The sequence below is a fragment of the Sporichthyaceae bacterium genome (assembly GCA_036269075.1).
GTDB lineage: Bacteria > Actinomycetota > Actinomycetes > Sporichthyales > Sporichthyaceae > DASQPJ01.
The window spans coordinates 1-17,037 of record DATASX010000129.1; the positions used below are offsets into that span (position 1 = coordinate 1).

A 17,037-nucleotide genomic window follows, 5' to 3' on the forward strand; every position below is an offset into this window, starting at 1 on the left:
CGGGATAACCTTCACCTACGGAGTGCCTTCCGCCAGGGAACATCAGGACCTCAGGAATCCCGATCTTCCCTTGCCGGACAGGCACTTCCGTGTCTCACCCGCCGCCCAACACCCGCCGACCTGCAATTTCGAGGCTAGGCCCTCGTCGTTCTCCAGCAGCGTTCCCGAATGACGAATTGACAGATACGATATCTTAGATCTCAAGGAGGTCGGATATCGTGAGTTTCCCGCGTCGGTCGGTCGGCTTCGTCGGCCTGGGCACCATGGGCGAGCCGATGGCGGCCAACGTCGCCCGGTCCGGTCAGCCGCTCACGGTGATCGACGTCCGGTCCGAACCGATGGATCGGCTGGTGGCACTCGGGGCGAAGCCGGCGGCGTCGCTCGCGGCGCTGGCGGCGGCGTGCGACGTCGTCCTCGTCGCGGTCGTGGACGAGCCACAGCTCGACGCTGTCCTGCTCGGCGGCGACGGGGTGTTCGCGAACGCGTGGCCCGGCACGGTCGTCGTGGTGCACAGCACGGTCGGACCGGGTGCGTGCCTGCGTCTCGAGGCCGAGGCGGCTGCGCACGGCCTGCTGCTGCTGGACGCCCCGATCACCGGCGGGCCGCACGGAGCGGTCGCCGGGACGCTCTCGATCCTGGTCGGTGGGAGCGAGCCGGCGCTGGACACGTGCCGGCCGGCGCTGGAGGCGATGAGCCGGGAGATCTTCCACCTCGGCGGGGTGGGGGCCGGGCAACTGGCGAAGATCGCGAACAACGCGGTGCTGGCGGTCACCCTGCACGCGGTGCACGAGGCGTTGCGGCTGGCCGAGGGTGGCGGGCTGCGCCGCCAGGCGATGCTCGACGTCCTCTGCGCGGGATCCGGTGACAGCTGGGTCACCCGCAACTGGTCGGCCATCGGCGCGACGGTCACCGGTTACCCCGGTGGCCTGGAAGGTGTGGCCAAGTTGACCCGGAAGGACCTCACCCTCGCCCTCGCCGCCGCGGCGGAACAGGACCTCGCGCTCCCGTTCACCACGCTCGCCACCCAGGGCCTCGAGCAGCCCTATCGCGCCGCCGCGAACGGATGATTCCGATGACCCAGGCCCCGCCGATTGCGACCACCCTGCCGCGGTTCAACCCCGCCGACCCGGCACTGGTGAAGGATCCGTACCCGACCTACGCTCGCTACCGGGCGCTCGATCCGGTCCACTGGGGCCTGTCGTCCATGGCCGACCTGCCGGGTTCGTGGTTCCTGTTCCGCCACGAGGACAACTGCGCGCTGCTGTCCGACGGCGACAACTTCGCGAACGATCCGGCGACAGTCGGGATGGCCTCGCACGTGCCGCCGGCATTCGCGCCGGTCGCCTACATCTTCCAGCGCTGGCTCGGCGGGATGGACCCGCCGGACCACCGTCGGCTGCGGGCCATCCTGGCCAAGACCTTCACCCCGAAGCGAGTCGCGGCGCTACGGCCGCGGATCGAGAGCATCACCGCCGCCCTGCTGGCCGACGCGTTGGCACGTGGGGACGGGCAGATAGACGTCATCGCCGACGTCTCCTTCCCGCTGCCGATGGCCGTGATCGGCGATGCCCTCGGGGTGGCGGAGGAGGACTGGAAGCTGTTCCAGGGCTGGGCCGCCGACATCGCCCATGCGGTGGATCGCGCCGGCGATCCGAGCGCCGCGGCGGCCGGCGCGGCGGCAATCGCCGGGATGGCCGAGTACTTCTCCGCGGCGGTGGCCGAACAGCGCCGGAATCCCACCGACGACATGCTGGGCATGATGGTCGCGGCTGCTGACGACCAGGGTCAGCCCATGCAGGAGTTCGACGTCATCGCGATCGCGACCGAACTTGGAGTCGCGGGCCACGAGACCACCTCGAACGCCGTCGCGAAGTCCGTGATCGGCCTGATGGAGCAACGCGACCGGTGGGTGGAACTCGGCACCGCCGGCGATGCGCTGTGGGACTGCGCGATCGAGGAGCTCCTGCGCTGGTCGACGCCGGTCCAGCGGCAACGCTGGCGCTGGGCGAAGCAGGACGTGATCCTCGGTGGTCAGCCGATCGAGCGCGCGCAGGCCGTGGTGTCGATGCTCGCCGCGGCCAACCGCGACCCCGAGGTGTTCGACGATCCGGACCGGATCGACTTCGGCCGCGAGGCCGCGCGGCACCTGACGTTCGGATTCGGAAACCACTTCTGCCTGGGTTCCACGCTCGCTCGGCTCGAGATGAAGGCGGGACTGCACGCGTTGGTCCGGGCTCTTCCCGGCATGGAACTGGTCGAGGATCCCGCCCGGATCCCGTGGCGGGACAACTCGATTCTTCCGGCCCCGGAACGCGTGCTGGTCCGCGTCTGATCACGATGCAGAGGAGAACGATGATGAAGGCCGCAGTCGTGCGCGAGGCCGGCAAGGTGAACGTCGAGGAGATCGACGTCCCGGCGCCCGGGCCTCGGCAGGTTCTGGTGCGTATGGCCGCCGCCGGGGTCTGCCACTCGGACGTGACCGCGCTCAACCAGCTCGTCCCGTTCCCCATGCCCCTGGTACTCGGGCACGAGGGCGCCGGCGTGGTGGAGGCGGTGGGCTCGGCGGTGCGCAACGTCGCGGTGGGCGACCACGTCGTCCTGTCGATCACGGACGGCTGCGGGTTGTGCTTCCAGTGCCAGTCGGGGGCCTACGGGCTGTGCGAGACCAGCGCTCCGCACCAGTACGCGGGCCGGTTGAGCGACGGCACGACTCCGCTGTCCAAGGGCGCCGAGACCCTGCACACCTTCCTGTTCCAGGCGTCCTTCGCCGAGTTCGCCCTGGTCAGCGAGCAGTGTGCGGTGCGGGTCCGCGAGGACGCGCCGCTGGAGGCCGCCGCGCTGCTCGCGTGCGGTTTCAGCACCGGCTACGGCGCGGTGGTGCGCCGCGCGCAGGTGCAGCCCGGGGCCACCGTGCTGGTCATCGGCGTCGGCGGGGTCGGGCTCGCGGTGGCGATGACGGCCAAGCTCGCCGGTGCCTCGACGATCATCGGCGTCGATCGCAGCGCGCAGGCTTGCGATCTGGCCGCCTCGCTGGGTGTGACGAACCCGATCGTGGTCGACGAGTCCACCGACGTGCTCGCCCAGGTCATGGCCCTCACCGGCCGCGGCGTCGACCACGCCTTCGACGTGGTGGGCACCGCCGACACCATCAACCTGGCGGTGGCGGCGCTGCGGCCCGGGGGCGAGGCGGTCGCCATCGGCCTGCTCGACCCGACCGCCGTGGCGACCGTTCCGTTGTTCACGCTGCTGTCCCAGAAGCGGCTGACCGGAACCACCAACGGCTCGATCCGCCCGCACGTCGACATCCCGGCCGCGCTCGACCTTTTCATGCAGGGGCGCCTCCCGCTGGATGCCCTCATCACCCGCCGTTACAAGTTGGCCGAGATCGGTACCGCGCTGGCCGACGTGGGCCGACTGCCGGGCCGCGGCGTGGTCGTCTTTCACTGAATCTGAAGGGTGGTCAGATGGTCGCGAGAGCGGCAATCGTCGGATCCGGCAACATCGGCACCGATCTCATGTACAAACTGCTGAACAACTCCGACGTGCACCCCCGGTGGATGGTCGGAGTCGACCCCGCCTCCGAGGGGTTGGCGAAGGCTCGCGAGGCGGGGGTGGAGGCCAGCCACGCCGGCGTCGACTGGTTGCTGGCCCAGCCCGACCGCCCGGACATCATTTTCGAGGCGACCTCGTCCTACGTGCACGTCGCGAACGCCCCGCGCTATCTGGCGGCCGGCATCCCGGCGATCGACCTCACCCCCGCGGCCATCGGCCCGTACGTCATCCCAGCGGTGAACCTCGACGAGCACCTCGACGCGATGAACGTGAACATGGTGACCTGCGGCGGACAAGCCACAATCCCCATGGTGGCAGCGGTTTCCCGGGTCGTGGACGTGCCCTACGCCGAGATCGTCGCCACCGTCGCGTCCCGTTCGGCCGGCCCCGGCACCCGAGCGAACATCGACGAGTTCACCCGCACCACCTCTCGTGCCGTCGAGGTCCTCGGCGGCGCCACGGTCGGCAAGGCGATCATCATCCTCAATCCGGCCGAACCACCGTTGATCATGCGCGACACGATCTACTGCGAGATCCCGGCGGACGCCGACCAGGCCAAGATCGCCGCCTCGATCACTGAAATGGTCGGTGACGTCGCGACCTACGTGCCGGGATACCGACTTCTGACGGAGCCTCAGTTCGACGTCGTGACCGGGGCCGGCGGAGCGCAACGGCACCGGGTCGCGATCTTCCTCGAGGTCGAGGGCGCCGGACACCACCTCCCGCCGTACGCCGGAAACCTCGACATCATGACCGCCGCCGCGACCCAGGTCGGAGCGCAGATCATGCGCCACCGCGCCGCAGGAGCCCTCAGATGACCTACTCCGACACCCTGGACATCCGCGTCACGGACACGAGCCTGCGCGACGGTTCGCACGCCAAACGCCACCAGTTCACCGCCGAGGCGGTGCGATCGATCGTCGGTGCGCTGGATGCCGCCGGGATGCCGGTGATCGAGGTCACCCACGGCGACGGCCTCGGCGGTTCCTCCTTCAACTACGGGTTCTCCGCGACTCCAGAGCGGGAGCTGATCCGCGTCGCCGTGGAGACCGCGAAATCGGCGCGCATCGCCGCGCTCATGCTGCCCGGCCTCGGGACCAAGGACGACATCACCGCCGCCGCGGACCTCGGTGTCTCGATCATCCGGATCGCGACCCACTGCACCGAGGCGGACATCTCTGTCCAGCACTTCGGGCTGGCACGGGACATCGGCCTGGAGACCGTCGGTTTCCTGATGATGGCTCACACGTCAGCGCCGGAGGACCTGGCGAAGCAAGCGCGCATCATGGCTGAGGCCGGGTGCCAATGCGTGTACGTCGTGGACTCGGCCGGCGCGATGATCCTCGAGGACGTCTCCGATCGCGTGGCGGCAGTGGTGGCCGAACTCGGCAGCGACGCGCAGGTCGGGTTCCACGGCCACGAGAACCTCTCGCTCTCGATGGGAAACAGCGTGCTCGCGATCCGGGCGGGCGCGGTGCAGATCGACGGATCGACGCGGCGCTTCGGTGCGGGCGCCGGGAACACCAGCTGCGAAGCGCTGGCGGCGGTGTGCGAACGAGTCGGGATCCGCACCGGCCTCGACGTACTCAAGCTGATCGACGCCGCCGAGGACGTCGTCCGCCCGGTGATGGACGGCGAGTGTCTGCTGGACCGCCTCGCCCTGATCATGGGCTACGCCGGGGTGTACTCCAGCTTCCTGCGGCACGCGTACCGCGCCGCCGAGCGCTATGACGTCTCCGGCGCAGACATCCTCATGGAGTGCGGCCGCCGCAAACTCGTCGGCGGCCAGGAGGACCAGATCATCCAGATCGCGGCCGAGCTGGCCGCCACTCGTGCGGCCTGAGGGGCGGAAATGGCTGAGGTACTGGGTCTGGGCGTCACGCACTATCCGCCCCTGATGGGCCAGGACGACAAGATGAGTTGGGTCCTGGACTGGACGCTGCAGGACCCCGACATGCCTGCGCAGCTACGCGACCCGGCAGCGTGGCCCGAGCCGATGCGCGCGGAGTACGGCACCGATCGCGGCCACAGCTCGGCCGCTGCGCACCGGGCGCAGTGTCTCGACGGGTTCCGCGAGGTGCGGGCCGCGCTCGACGAGTTCAGCCCCGACGTCGTCCTGATCTGGGGCGACGACCAGTACGAGAACTTCCGCGAGGACGTCATCCCGCCGTTCGCTCTCCTCGGCTACGGCGACGTCACCGCGACGCCCTGGGCCACGGTGCCCTACCAGAACGTGTGGGACGAGCCGGCCGAGACGGAATTCAAGGTGCGAGGCGCACCGGAGGCCGGGCGCTGGTTCGCCGAGGCCCTGCTCGCCGACGACATCGACATGGCCTACGCCTACCAACCCCTGCACCACCCGAGCCTGCCGCACTCGTTCCTCAACGCGCTGCTGCTGCTCGACTACGACCGGACCGGGCTGAGCTATCCGGTGCTACCGATGGCGATCAACTGCTATGGCCGGCGCGTGATCTCCTTCCACGGCGGTCGCAGTCGATTCGCCGACCGGGCCAAGCCGTTCGACCCGCCCTCGCCGAGTCCGCGGCGCTGCGTGGACGTGGGCGCCGCGGTGGCGCGGGCCGCGCTGGCCTCCCCGTGGCGGGTTGCCCTGCTCGCGTCCTCGAGTTGGTCGCACGCGTTCCTCACCGACCACACCTACCGCCTGTACCCCGACATCGCAGCGGACCGGCGGCTCTACGAGGCGCTGGTCGCGGGGGACACCGCGACGTGGCGGGCGTGCACGCTGGCCGACGTCGAGCACGCCGGGCAGCAGGAGGTGCTGAACTGGTTCTGCCTGGCCGGCGCGATGGGGGAGTTGGGTGTCACCCCGACCTGGTCGAGCCTGGTCGAGACTCACGTGTTCAACTCGAACAAGGCTTTCGCGGTGTATCCCCCGGTGACTCCGTGAAGGTCGGCCGGGTCCTGCGCACCGGTCTCGACGCCGATGGTCGATCAGCGGCGGTCGACGACCGGATCGTCGAGTCCACGGAATTGCCGACCGGTCGGCTGCTGACCGAGCTGTGGGCCCAGGAATCCTTCGGCGGGTTGCGGTACTGGCTGCTGACGGTCCCGGCCGACGATCCGGCCGCGCCGGCGCGGATGCACGCGACGCCGACCCTGGACCTGGGGATCGTGCTGGCCGGCCACCTGCGGCTGATCCTGGAGGACGGCAGCTCCAACGATCTGCTGCCCGGCGACGCGTTCGTCCAGACCGGAACGGTTCACGCCTGGCACAACCCGGGACCGGACGAAGCTGTGCTGGCCGTCGTCGTGCTCGGCGCGGCATGACCGCGGGCCCGCTGCGCGGTCTTGTGGTCCTCGACCTGTGCCACTTCCTGGCCGGCCCTTACGCCACGCTGGCCCTCGCCGACCTCGGGGCCGACGTCATCAAGGTCGAGGACCCGGACCACCCGGACGAGGCCCGCCGGGTCGGCCCGGTGTTCCGCGGCGAGGACTCGGTCTACTTCATGTCGCTGAACTGGGGGAAGCGGTCCCTGGGCGTCCGGCTGGCCGCTGCGGCGGGCCGTGCGCTGGTGCTCGACCTGGTGTGCCACGCCGACATCGTTGTGGACAACTACAAACCCGGCGTGATGGCCAAGCTCGGGCTCGACCATGCGTCGCTCGCGGCGGTCAACCCGGCGATCATCACCTGCTCGCTCACCGGGTTCGGCGAGACCGGGGAGGAAGCGGCCCGCCCGGCCTACGACTACACGATCCAGGCCCGGGCCGGGGTGATGAGCCTGACCGGTGAGCCGGACGGCCCACCGGGAAAGGCAGGCATCTCCTACGTCGATCACAGCGGCGGACTGGCCGCGGCGCTCGCCGTGGTGGCGGCCGTCGTGGAGCGGAACCGCACCGGCGTCGGCCGACACGTCGACCTCGCGCTCTACGACGTCCAGGTCTCCATGCTCAGCTACCTCGCTGCGTGGACCCTGAACTCCGACCATGTGACGGCTCGTCAGCCCAACGGGGCGCACCCCTCGATCGTCCCCGCGCAGACCTTCGCCACCAAGGACGGACACGTCGCGATCTTCGTCGGCAACGACCCGATGTGGGCTCGCCTGGTCGGCGCACTCGACGACCGGGCGCTGGCCGATCCCGGCTACGCGACCAACTCAGGACGGTTGGCGGACCGCGAGGTGCTCCTGGATCGGCTGGGCAGCCTGCTCAGCGCCGAGCCCTCTGCGCACTGGGTCGCGACGTTCGAGGCGGTAGGTGTCCCCTGCGAAAGCGTGAACAACCTCGCGGAGGCGCTCACCGATCCGGTGCTCGATGCCCGCTCGCTGGTCGTCACCAGCGAGGTGGACGGCGGTGGTTCCTACCGCCATGTGCGCGGCCCGGTCCCGCTGGACCCGACCGCTGGTCTCCGACCGGCGCCCCGTCTCGGAGCCGACACCGCCGACGTGCTCTCGGAGTTGGGCCTCGCGGCGGAGGAGATCGATCGATTGCTCGATGCAGACGTGATCGTCGGCTCCACCTGGAGGATCCCAACATGATGCAGGCACCTTCGGTCACCCTCGTGCTTGCGGGCACAGGGAAGACCGGATCCCGGGTCGCCGGGAAACTCGCGAAGCGGGGTCTTGACGTTCGCACCGCGGCACGCAACGGCGCCGATGTCGTCTTCGACTGGGACGCTGCCACGACCCATCCGCCTGCCTTGCGCGGGATCGATCGCCTCTACCTGGTTGCGCCGGTCATGCGAATGGATTTCGCCGATCAGGTCGCGACCTTCCTCGACCTCGCGCAGGCCGGCGGCGTGCGGCACGTCACCTACTTGAGCGCATACGGCATCGAGCAGGTTCCGCCGCAGATCGCGCTGCGGGCCGTCGAGTTGGATCTCGGTGGTCGCGGTCTGATCACCCACTGCATCTTGCGTCCGGCGTGGTTCATGCAGAATTTCAGCGAGACTTTCCTCAAGCCCGTCGACGACGTGATCACGGTGCCCACGGCCGACGGCGCCGAGGCGTTCATCGACGCCGAGGACATCGCCGAGGTAGCCGCAGAGACCCTGGCCGACCCGGATGCTCATGCCGGTGCCGCGTACGCGCTCACCGGATCCGAGGCGATGACAATGAGCCAGGCCGCCGCGGTGATCGCGAGCGTCACCGGCAAAGCGGTGCGGCACAACGACATCGACCCCGAGTTGTGGATCCAGGGCGCTGTGGCGACCGGGGTGCCTGCCGAGTACGCGGAGATGCTGCGGATGTTGACGCGGACCATCGCCTCCGGGATGGGCTCCCGGCCCAACGACAACGTGGAGAAGATCACCGGAGCGCCGCCGACCAGTTTCGTCGAATTCGCCCGGCGAACCGCGAAGGCATGGATCTGACGGAGGGTCACGATGACGACCACCACGTCCGCCGATCTCGCGGACTTACGCCAACCGCGCAGGCCCGGCGAATCAGCTCAGCGCGCTGTGCCGGCGCCTCACGGCCTTGGACGAGTAGATCCCACACATATCGAAGGGAGAGGAACACTTCAGTGACAGCAGCGACGCCCGGAACGGCGCGTTGCGCCCCGGGCTTCACGATGTTGCTCAGGAGTCGACGGGGGCTAACCAGATCCGCCGTTCCGCACCCTCCGGATGAGCACGGGGATGTGGAAGCGCGCAGTCAGCTGGGCGGGGCGTCGAGAGGGCCGACTCGGTAAGCGGCGCCAAGGCCAACCAGACCATCGAGGAAGACGATCGGCGGGAACGCCTGAGCCGGCGTCAGCGGCCCGCTCCGGTCGAACCCGGGGGCTGCCGCCCAGGCTGCGGCCCGCGCGGCGGCGACCGAGGTGAACCAGTACGCGCCCGGCGCGGTGAGGCAAGCCCGGCGGGTCTTCCCGTCAACGGATCGGGCCTCGACCTCGACCGAGATTCGTTCGATGTCTTGACGCGGCGCGGGCAGCCGGGCGATCAGTGGGCGCAGCAGTGGATACGCGGGCGTCCGGGCCAAACCTTCGGCGAGCCGCATCGCGGCCAGTCCGACCACGCCGGGGACCCAGCCGGGCAGCGCCGATCCGGCCGTGAAGAAGACCTCGACGCCGGCGGTGTCGAGGTGGCGGGGGAGCAGGACGGTCTCGGCTCCGGCGAAACGCATGAGCGAAACGCGTTCCCCGCTCTCGAGATCCCACCGGCCACCGCGTAGTTGTCGGGGTGCCGGCTGGAAAGCGCCGTCGGCAAAGCGCAGACCCTCGCGCCGGTGGGCGCAGTCGAGCAGGGTGAGCAGCGAGCCTGTGTTGGTTCGTCCGCCGCGCACGTCGATCACGACGGTCAGGCTCTGCAGGGAACCCAGACCCTCGGCGGCCAGCGGGGCCAGCATCTCGGCCGGAATGCTGTCGATCCCGACCGCTGGGATGAGCGCGATCCCAGCTTGTTCGGCGGCGGGGCCGTACCGGTCGAAGATGCGGCGGATGTAGGCCTGTTCCCCACTGATGTCGAGATAGTGGACCCGGGCATCGATCGCGGCCTGCACGACGGGCTCGCCGTAGCGGGCGAACGGCCCGGCGCAAGCCACGACGGCAGCACACCCGTCGAATGCCCTCCGGAGGGCTGTCGGATCGTCGAGCGGCCCGACGCGGATCGAGACGTCGCCGTCGAGGTCGGCCTGCACCGCGGAGAGCTTCTCGCGGTTTCGCCCCACCAGCACGACCGGACCGCCCAACTCGACGAGCCGGCGGGCCACCTGGCGGCCGGAGTGCCCGGTGGCTCCGTAGACCGCGACGCCGATCAGATCCGCCGTTCCATCCGGGTCAGGAACTCGATCATCAGTTGGTTGACCTCGTCCGGCTTCTCCCACTGCGGCCAGTGCGCGGCATCGCGGAGCAGGTGGAACTCGTGATCGGGGATCGCGTCGATCGCGGGCTTGACGGCGTCGTAGCTCTTGCCAGGGTTGTGATCGGTCCAGACCACCAGCGTCGGGCACTTGATGTTCGCCAGCGTGTGGCTGTAGTAGTCGGTGTCCCCGAAGGCCGCCCGGTTCATCTGCAGCACCGTGTTCATGACCTTGATCATCGTGTCGACCATGCCCGGCTGGGAGTACACCTTCAGCCGGATGGCGACCATCTCGTCGGTCATCGAGGCCGGGTCGAGCACCAGCCATTCCAGGCGGCGCCGGATGCTCTCGGTGTTCAGGTTCTCGCCGAGTTTCGCCGTCCGCGCGCCGATGTCGTCGAGATCCTTCAGGCCCTTCTCGTCGGGCCGGGCGAGGATGCCGGTGTTCAGCGAGAGAGCGCGGACGCGGTCGGGATGCTTCAACGCGGTCCAGCAGGCGACGCCGCCGCCGAGTGATTCCCCGGACAGAAAGGCCTGTTCGGCCCCGATCGCGTCGAGCAATCCGACGACGTGGTCGGAGAACAGGTCCATGGTGTAGTCGTCCGGCGCGTGGCCGCTGTACCCGTGTCCGACCATGTCCATCGCCAACACGCGGAAGTGCCGCGACAGTGGGCCGATGTTGCGCGCGTAGGTCTCGGCGTGGCCACCGGTCCCGTGCAGCAGGATCAGCGGCGTGCCCGAACCGGCCTCCAGCACGCGGGTGCGGACCCCGGCCGCGTCGTAGTACCGCTCGGCGACGCCCGCGCCGACCATCTCGGACCAGATGCTGCTCACCACGCCACCGGCAGACTCGAGAGGGAACGGAAGAATTGGTGATCGCTCCAGATCGCCTTGCCGGCAAGCGTCATGCCGGGGAGGCGATCAAGCAGGGCGGTGAACATCACGCCGGACTCGAGCCTGGCCAGTTGCTGGCCGAGACAGTAGTGCGCCCCGAAACCGAACGAGATGTAGTCGTTCGGCGTCCGTCGGATGTCGAAGACGTCCGGATCGGTGAACACCTGCGGATCGCGGTTCGCCGCGGCCAGCAGGACCACGATGGTGTCGCCGGCCCTGATCCACTGACCGCCGATCTCGAAGTCGGCGAGCGCGACGCGTGGCATCGGCATCGGGGCCGGACTCTCGAAGCGGAGCATCTCGTTGATCGCCGACGGCAACAGGGAACGGTCGGCCTGCAACATCCGCAGCTGGTCGGGGCGGTGGAGCAGACACAACATGCCGTTGGCCACGAAGTTGGACGTGGTCTCGTGGCCGGCGAAGATCAGCTCCATGGTCAGCGCGACCACCTCGTGCTCGGCGAGGCGACCGTCGGAGTCCTCGGCGGCGATCAGCTTGCTGAGGATGTCGTCGCCCGGTGCGTCGCGTCTTTCGGCGATCCGCTCGCGCACGTAGGCGGTGATCTCGCGGGTCGCGGTGTTCGCCGCCTCGCGGTAGGAGTCGCGGTCGCCGCCGGGCGGCGGCTCGGTCATCGCGGTCGACCACCGGATGAACAGCGGGAGGTCGCCGGCCCGCACCCCGAGCAACTCGGTGATGATCTGCTCGACGATCGGGTAGCAGAAGTCCGCGGACAGGTCCATGTGTCCGCGGGGGACGAGCTCGTCGAGTTTGGCGTGGGTGACGCGGGTGATGCGCTCCTCCCAGGCCGCGACGCCGCCGCGGGTGAATGCGTACGACACCAGCCGGCGGAGCCGGGTGTGCTCCGGCCGGTCGTTGTAGAGCATCCGCGAGGTGAAGATCAGCTTGGCCTCGGGATCGTCCACTATCGCGTGCTTGAGGCCGGCCGCCCGGCGGCTCAGCACCTCGTCGGTGCGCAGGATCTCGCCCGCTTCGGCGTAGCCCGAGATCAGCCAGACCCCGCTCGGTGTCTGCAGCACGGGTGCGACCTCGCGGACCAGGTCGTAGAACGCGTACGGGTTACGCCGCGTGCTCGGGTCCGCCAGGTATTGCGCCGCCTGTTCGACGACGCCGGCATCGATCTCGGTGACCCCGCTGGTCATTGGGCCGTTCCTTTCCTTCGTTACTGACGGTCCGTCAGACGCTCGCGGTCTTCATGTACAGGTCCTGGAGCTCGTCCATGTCGGCGGGCACGTGGTAGCCGTCCTCGGCGAGGATCACGCCCAGGTGGGCGGCGACGTCCTCGACAGTCATGTCGCGGTTCACGTAGCCGGTCGTCTCGCCGACGAAGATCCGGGCCACCCGACCCGCACCCACGGCGAAGGCCTGACCGCTGACCGGGCAACTCTCGTGGACCAGGAACGCGGCCGCGGGCGCAACCAACTCCGGCGGAGCGTTGTCCGCGACCCACTGCATTCGCGGGGTGAGCGTCAGCTCGGAGACCAGCCGGGTGTAGGCGCACGGCGAGATGAGGTTGACCGCGATGTCGCAGGCCCTGCCGCGGACGGCGAGGCACTTGCCGAGGCCGAACACGCCCATCTTCGAGGCGCCGTAGGACTGCATCGGGCCCGAGCCGAACAATCCCGAGCTCGACGTTGTCAGCAGGATCCGCCCGTAGCGCTGCTCCTGCATCGTCGGCCAGACGGCTTCGGTGAGCCAGTGCGCGGCGGACAGATTGACGGCGACGAGCTCGTCGTACGTGCCGTTGACGAACCCGGCATTGTGAATGAGGACGTCGATGCGGCCGAACTGCTCGAGAGCGGCGGAGATCAGGGCCTGCGCCCCGGGCTGTTCGGCCACACTGTGGGTGTCGGCGACGGCGGTCCCACCGGCGTCCAGGATCTCCCGCGCGACCTGTTCGGCAGGCTCTGCCGACGAGCCCGCGCCGTTACTCGCCGCGCCGAGGTCGTTGACGACCACGGCGGCTCCGCGACTACCGAGCAGGCGCGCGTACTCGCGGCCGACACCTCGGCCGGCGCCGGTGATGACGGCGACGCGGCCGTCGAAGCGAAGTAGCGCCATGGTCAGTCGGCGATCAGCCGGACGTCGCGGTAGCCGTGGATGAGCAGGCTGTCGCTGACCTCGGGCGGTTCGGCCAGCCGGAAGCGCTTGAGGTGGGGGAGCAGCGCACCGAGCGTGCGCCGCGCCTCCAGACGGGCCAGTGGCGCGCCGAGACAGAAATGCACGCCCTTGCCGAACCCGAGGTGCGGCGTCGTGCGGGTGATGTCGAAGGCGTCCGGGTCGGGGAAATGCGCCGGGTCGCGGTTGGCCGCGCCGACCAGGATCGCGATCACCGCGTCCTTCGGGATCAGCGTCCCGCACACCTCGACGTCAGTGACGGTCTCGCGGAACAGGAACTGGAACGGCGACTGGTGCCGGACCGCTTCCTCGATCGCCTGCGGCAGCAGGTCCGGCGTAGCCAGCAGGAGGTCGAGCTGGTCGGGGTTGCTCAGCAGCTGGATGACCGTGCTGCAGACGAGGTTCGTCGTGGTCTCGTTGCCGGCCGACATCATCACGAGCAGGAACAACACGGTCTCGGTGACGGTCATCCAGTCGTCCTCGACGGCCCGGACGAGGTCACTGATCAGATCGTCCTGCGGGTTCGTCTTTCGCGACTCGACGATCGGCACGAAGTACTCGGAGAACTCCTGCAGCATGGCGAGCAGGGCGAACACGCTCTCCGGGTCGCTGCGATTCTCGCTCGTGGGCAGCGTGGCCAGGACCTCGGTCCAGCGCCGCACGTCCGCGTGCCGTGAGCGTTCGACGGAGAGCAGGTCCCCGATGACCCCGACGGGCACCGGGATCGCCAGCTCGTGCAGCAGATCGAACTCGGTCCGGTTCTCGATGCCGGTCAGGCACTCGGCCACGATCTCGTCGATGCGGGTCTGCAGCCCGGCGACCCGACGCGGGGTGAAGCCGCGGTTGACGATCTTCCGCTGCCGGGTGTGTATCGGGGCGTCGGCGCCGACGATGACCCGGGCGGTGAGCAACTCGTCGAAGTCCAACGGCAGTTGCGTCGCCACGTCCATCAACCTGCCGAGCAGTTCGGCGGCGCCGGGCGCCTCCAGGTCGAGTTTCGGCGGGAAACCGATGGTCTCGTCCTGGTTGGGTCGGTTCGAGAACAGCTCCGGGTGGCCCATGATGAACTGCACGCCGTCGTAGCTCGAGACGGCCCAGATCCCGTTCGGGCCCAGGTAGACCGGGGCCTCGGCGAGCAGCCGGCTGTACGTGCCGAACAGGTCCTCTCGGCAGGCCGAATCCCAGGGGTCGTAGTACAACTCGGCAGTCGTCGTCATCGCTGTCCTCACGCCGCTGTGGGTCCTGGCCTCGAAGGCTACACAGATATATCGTATCTGAACAGGCCGGACCGAGGGATGTGGGGAATTGTCAGCGACACGCGTGGGGTTCGTCGGTCTCGGCGACATGGGTGGCCGGATTGCGTTACGTATCGCGCGTGCGGGCCTGCCGCTGGTGGTCCACGACGCGCGGCCCGCTGCCGCGGCGGCGCTCGAGGACGCGGGAGCGTTGTTCGTCGACAGCTGTGCGCGGGTCGCGGAGCGCAGCGACGTCATCGGCGTCTGTGTCGTGGATGATGCCCAGGTGCGCCAGGTCGTGCGTGAGATGGAAATGCATCTCTGCAAGGGCAAAACCGTTCTCGTGCACAGCAGCGTCGCGCCTGCGACGATGCGGGAACTCGGTGCCGCGATCGCCGGTACCGGGGCGGCGATCCTCGACGCGCCGGTGAGCGGGTCGCGTCCGGCTGCCGACGCGGGCACGTTGACCGTGCTGGTCGGCGGCGACGGCGCGGTTCTGGAGCGAGTCCGCCCGGTTGTGGATTGTTTCGCCAAGCATGTATTCCACGTGGGCGGGCTGGGCGCCGGCGAGGCGTTGAAGCTTGCCAACAACGTGATGCTGCACATGAATCACCTGATCGTCCTGGAGGCGCTGAGATTCGCGGTCTCCCAGGGGATCGACGAGGCGGCCGCGCTCGAGGCGATCAACGTCTCCAGCGGGCGGTCCTGGGTGACCGAGACGTGGGGCCTGATCGACGACATGCTCGACGATCATCCGCAGGCGGGCACTCCGGAGATCTACGCGACCATGTCCAAGGACATGTGGCAGTCGGTTGTCGCCGCCCGCGCATCGGCCGTGCCGATGCCGCTCACCGCGTTGGGCACGCAGGTCTCCGAGGCTTACTTCCGGGAGCGGGAGGCACAACTGGCGCGGATTCGCACCACTCAGTGACCGACGTCGGCCCCGACGTACTGCGCGAAGACGTCCTCGTCCGCCAACTCGCTGGGCTCGCCGGCGAAGGAGATCTCACCGCGGTGCAGCAGGTAGACGTAATCGGCTATCGCCAGCGCCCGGGTCACGTACTGCTCGACCAGCAACAGACTCGATCCCTGGTCACGCAGCAGGCTCAGGAATTCGAAGATCTCATCCACGATCTTCGGTGCCAGCCCCATCGACACCTCGTCGAGCAGGGCGACCTTGGGCGACTGCACGTAGGTCCGCGCCAGCGCGAGCATCTGCTGCTCGCCGCCGCTCATGGTCCCGGCCAACTGCGAAAGCCGCTCGCCCAGCCGGGGAAAGGCGCTGACGGCCCGGTCGATCGACTCCTTCTCCTTCCCGTGCGGCGATTGCAGGATCAAGTTGTCCCGCACGGTCAGGTTCGGGAAGACCCCGCGACCCTCGGGCACATGGCAGACGCCCGCGGTCACCAACTCGAACGGGCGCAGTGCGGTGACCTCCCGATCGTCGAGGGTGACGCGGCCCGACGTCGGCCGGAGCAATCCGGAGGCCACCCGTAGCAGCGTGGTCTTGCCGGCGCCGTTCGCGCCGAGCAGTGCAACAACGCTGCCCGGGGGCACGGTGAGGTTGACGTCGCGGAGCACGCGGGTGCCGGAGTAGCCCGCACAGACGTCGTGGAGCGCGAACATCAGTGACCTCCTCCGGCCGACACCAGGTCCGCCTCGCTGCCGAGATACGCGGCCCGCACGATCTCGCTCCCGGCGACCTCCTGCGGGGTTCCGGCGAAAATCGGCTTGCCGAAGTCGAGCACCTGGATGAAGTCGCAGATCCCGAGCACCAGGCTCATGTCGTGTTCGACGAGGAGGATGGCCACGCCCTCCTCCTCGACCAGCGAACGCAGGATGCGGCCGAACTGGGCCGTCTCCGCCTTGTCCAGCCCGGAACTGGGTTCGTCGAGCAGCATCACGGTGAACCCACCGGCGATGCACCGGGCCAGTTCGACCAGACGTCGTTGGCCGGTGGAGAGGTCCGCGGGTCGCCGCCCGGCGAGGTCTCCGATGCCGCACCGGTCCATCGCGGCCTGGGCCGCGCGGCGTACCGCCGTCGCGTTCGATCGGCTGCACCGCAGGTGGCGCCAGGGCCGCGATCCGGCGAGCCCGGCCTCCTTGCCGAGTGCGACGTTCTCGCGGACCAGCAGCGAGTCGAACAGTTCCATGCGCTGGAAGGTCCGGCCCAGCCCGTGCTGGGCGCGGACCTGCGGCGGCGCGTGGGTCACATCGGTGCCGAACAGGTGGACGGTCCCGCTGGTTGGCCGGACGAGGCCCGTGCAGGCGTTGAAGGTAGTCGTCTTGCCCGCGCCGTTGGGTCCGATCAGTCCGGTGATCTCACCGGTCGGGGCACGCAGGCTGAGCCTGTCGACCGCGAGCAGGCCTCCGAAACGGACCGACACCTCGCGGATTATCAGGCCGACGTCGGGGGACTCGGTCATGGCTCACACCGCCTTCGTGGGCATTTCCGCGATATCG

17 protein-coding genes are annotated in these 17,037 nt (G+C 69.1%); 10 read left to right on the forward strand and 7 right to left on the reverse strand.

Annotated features, from left to right (window positions below; translation table 11 throughout):
• The first annotated feature begins 218 nt into the window (after nucleotides 1-218).
• Genes VHU88_23945 through VHU88_23985 form a run of 9 tightly spaced genes read left to right on the forward strand, consistent with a single transcriptional unit; the run spans nucleotide 219 to nucleotide 8,881 of the window.
• A complete protein-coding gene (locus VHU88_23945) occupies nucleotides 219-1,067 on the forward strand; it encodes an NAD(P)-dependent oxidoreductase (protein HEX3614762.1) in 849 nt (282 codons plus the stop codon).
• A 5-nt stretch (nucleotides 1,068-1,072) separates the two neighbouring features.
• Complete coding sequence (locus tag VHU88_23950; protein ID HEX3614763.1) at nucleotides 1,073-2,332, forward strand: cytochrome P450; 1,260 nt, start codon at nucleotides 1,073-1,075, stop codon at nucleotides 2,330-2,332.
• Between the two features lie 23 nt (nucleotides 2,333-2,355).
• Complete coding sequence (locus VHU88_23955) at nucleotides 2,356-3,447, forward strand: zinc-binding dehydrogenase (GenBank protein HEX3614764.1); 1,092 nt, start codon at nucleotides 2,356-2,358, stop codon at nucleotides 3,445-3,447.
• A gap of 17 nt (nucleotides 3,448-3,464) precedes the next feature.
• Nucleotides 3,465-4,370, forward strand: coding sequence for an acetaldehyde dehydrogenase (acetylating) (locus tag VHU88_23960; protein ID HEX3614765.1), 906 nt, complete (start codon nucleotides 3,465-3,467; stop codon nucleotides 4,368-4,370).
• Nucleotides 4,367-5,395, forward strand: coding sequence for a 4-hydroxy-2-oxovalerate aldolase (dmpG, locus tag VHU88_23965; GenBank protein HEX3614766.1), 1,029 nt, complete (start codon nucleotides 4,367-4,369; stop codon nucleotides 5,393-5,395). Before VHU88_23960 ends, dmpG begins: the two co-directional genes overlap by 4 nt.
• Before the next feature lie 9 nt (nucleotides 5,396-5,404).
• Nucleotides 5,405-6,460 carry a hypothetical protein gene (locus VHU88_23970; GenBank protein HEX3614767.1) on the forward strand — a complete coding sequence of 352 codons (1,056 nt, stop codon included), beginning with the start codon at nucleotides 5,405-5,407 and terminating at the stop codon, nucleotides 6,458-6,460.
• On the forward strand, nucleotides 6,457-6,840 hold the full coding sequence (locus tag VHU88_23975) for a cupin domain-containing protein (GenBank protein ID HEX3614768.1): 384 nt from the start codon (nucleotides 6,457-6,459) through the stop codon (nucleotides 6,838-6,840). The genes VHU88_23970 and VHU88_23975 overlap by 4 nt, the downstream gene beginning before the upstream one ends.
• Entirely contained in the window at nucleotides 6,837-8,048 is a 1,212-nt protein-coding gene (locus VHU88_23980) for a CaiB/BaiF CoA-transferase family protein (protein HEX3614769.1), read from the forward strand. Before VHU88_23975 ends, VHU88_23980 begins: the two co-directional genes overlap by 4 nt.
• Nucleotides 8,045-8,881: an NmrA family NAD(P)-binding protein gene (locus VHU88_23985; GenBank protein ID HEX3614770.1), complete on the forward strand. Its 837-nt coding sequence runs from the start codon at nucleotides 8,045-8,047 to the stop codon at nucleotides 8,879-8,881. The genes VHU88_23980 and VHU88_23985 overlap by 4 nt, the downstream gene beginning before the upstream one ends.
• Before the next feature lie 283 nt (nucleotides 8,882-9,164).
• Here VHU88_23985 and VHU88_23990 read toward each other — a convergent pair whose 3' ends face one another.
• The 5 genes from VHU88_23990 to VHU88_24010 are packed head-to-tail and all read right to left on the reverse strand — an operon-like array spanning nucleotide 9,165 to nucleotide 14,556.
• Nucleotides 9,165-10,334: an NAD(P)H-binding protein gene (locus tag VHU88_23990; protein ID HEX3614771.1), complete on the reverse strand. Its 1,170-nt coding sequence runs from the start codon at nucleotides 10,332-10,334 to the stop codon at nucleotides 9,165-9,167.
• Nucleotides 10,265-11,143: an alpha/beta fold hydrolase gene (locus tag VHU88_23995; protein ID HEX3614772.1), complete on the reverse strand. Its 879-nt coding sequence runs from the start codon at nucleotides 11,141-11,143 to the stop codon at nucleotides 10,265-10,267. The genes VHU88_23990 and VHU88_23995 overlap by 70 nt, the downstream gene beginning before the upstream one ends.
• Nucleotides 11,140-12,363, reverse strand: a complete 1,224-nt coding sequence (locus VHU88_24000) for a cytochrome P450 (protein HEX3614773.1) — start codon at nucleotides 12,361-12,363, stop codon at nucleotides 11,140-11,142. Before VHU88_24000 ends, VHU88_23995 begins: the two co-directional genes overlap by 4 nt.
• Before the next feature lie 34 nt (nucleotides 12,364-12,397).
• Entirely contained in the window at nucleotides 12,398-13,282 is an 885-nt protein-coding gene (locus tag VHU88_24005) for an SDR family NAD(P)-dependent oxidoreductase (GenBank protein ID HEX3614774.1), read from the reverse strand.
• A gap of 2 nt (nucleotides 13,283-13,284) precedes the next feature.
• Nucleotides 13,285-14,556, reverse strand: a complete 1,272-nt coding sequence (locus VHU88_24010; GenBank protein HEX3614775.1) for a cytochrome P450 — start codon at nucleotides 14,554-14,556, stop codon at nucleotides 13,285-13,287.
• Between the two features lie 88 nt (nucleotides 14,557-14,644).
• Between VHU88_24010 and VHU88_24015 the strand changes: the two genes are divergently transcribed.
• Entirely contained in the window at nucleotides 14,645-15,505 is an 861-nt protein-coding gene (locus VHU88_24015) for an NAD(P)-dependent oxidoreductase (protein ID HEX3614776.1), read from the forward strand.
• On the opposite strand, the gene VHU88_24020 is transcribed toward VHU88_24015, so the two are convergent.
• Complete coding sequence (locus VHU88_24020) at nucleotides 15,499-16,200, reverse strand: ABC transporter ATP-binding protein (GenBank protein ID HEX3614777.1); 702 nt, start codon at nucleotides 16,198-16,200, stop codon at nucleotides 15,499-15,501. The two genes, VHU88_24015 and VHU88_24020, sit on opposite strands and share 7 nt — an antisense overlap.
• A complete protein-coding gene (locus tag VHU88_24025; protein HEX3614778.1) occupies nucleotides 16,200-17,000 on the reverse strand; it encodes an ABC transporter ATP-binding protein in 801 nt (266 codons plus the stop codon). The genes VHU88_24020 and VHU88_24025 overlap by 1 nt, the downstream gene beginning before the upstream one ends.
• Nucleotides 17,001-17,037 lie beyond the last annotated feature (37 nt).

What these genes read in the sequence shown, in the direction of transcription:
- VHU88_23970 (HEX3614767.1), top strand. Translation starts at nt 5,405, where the DNA reads ATGGCTGAGGTACTGGGTCTGGGCGTCACGCACTATCCGCCCCTGATG.
- VHU88_23955 (HEX3614764.1), top strand. Translation starts at nt 2,356, where the DNA reads ATGAAGGCCGCAGTCGTGCGCGAGGCCGGCAAGGTGAACGTCGAGGAG.
- VHU88_24010 (HEX3614775.1), bottom strand. Translation starts at nt 14,556, where the DNA reads ATGACGACGACTGCCGAGTTGTACTACGACCCCTGGGATTCGGCCTGC.
- VHU88_23950 (HEX3614763.1), top strand. Translation starts at nt 1,073, where the DNA reads ATGACCCAGGCCCCGCCGATTGCGACCACCCTGCCGCGGTTCAACCCC.
- VHU88_24020 (HEX3614777.1), bottom strand. Translation starts at nt 16,200, where the DNA reads ATGTTCGCGCTCCACGACGTCTGTGCGGGCTACTCCGGCACCCGCGTG.
- VHU88_23985 (HEX3614770.1), top strand. Translation starts at nt 8,045, where the DNA reads ATGATGCAGGCACCTTCGGTCACCCTCGTGCTTGCGGGCACAGGGAAG.
- VHU88_24025 (HEX3614778.1), bottom strand. Translation starts at nt 17,000, where the DNA reads ATGACCGAGTCCCCCGACGTCGGCCTGATAATCCGCGAGGTGTCGGTC.
- VHU88_24000 (HEX3614773.1), bottom strand. Translation starts at nt 12,363, where the DNA reads ATGACCAGCGGGGTCACCGAGATCGATGCCGGCGTCGTCGAACAGGCG.
- VHU88_23980 (HEX3614769.1), top strand. Translation starts at nt 6,837, where the DNA reads ATGACCGCGGGCCCGCTGCGCGGTCTTGTGGTCCTCGACCTGTGCCAC.
- VHU88_24005 (HEX3614774.1), bottom strand. Translation starts at nt 13,282, where the DNA reads ATGGCGCTACTTCGCTTCGACGGCCGCGTCGCCGTCATCACCGGCGCC.
- dmpG (HEX3614766.1), top strand. Translation starts at nt 4,367, where the DNA reads ATGACCTACTCCGACACCCTGGACATCCGCGTCACGGACACGAGCCTG.
- VHU88_23960 (HEX3614765.1), top strand. Translation starts at nt 3,465, where the DNA reads ATGGTCGCGAGAGCGGCAATCGTCGGATCCGGCAACATCGGCACCGAT.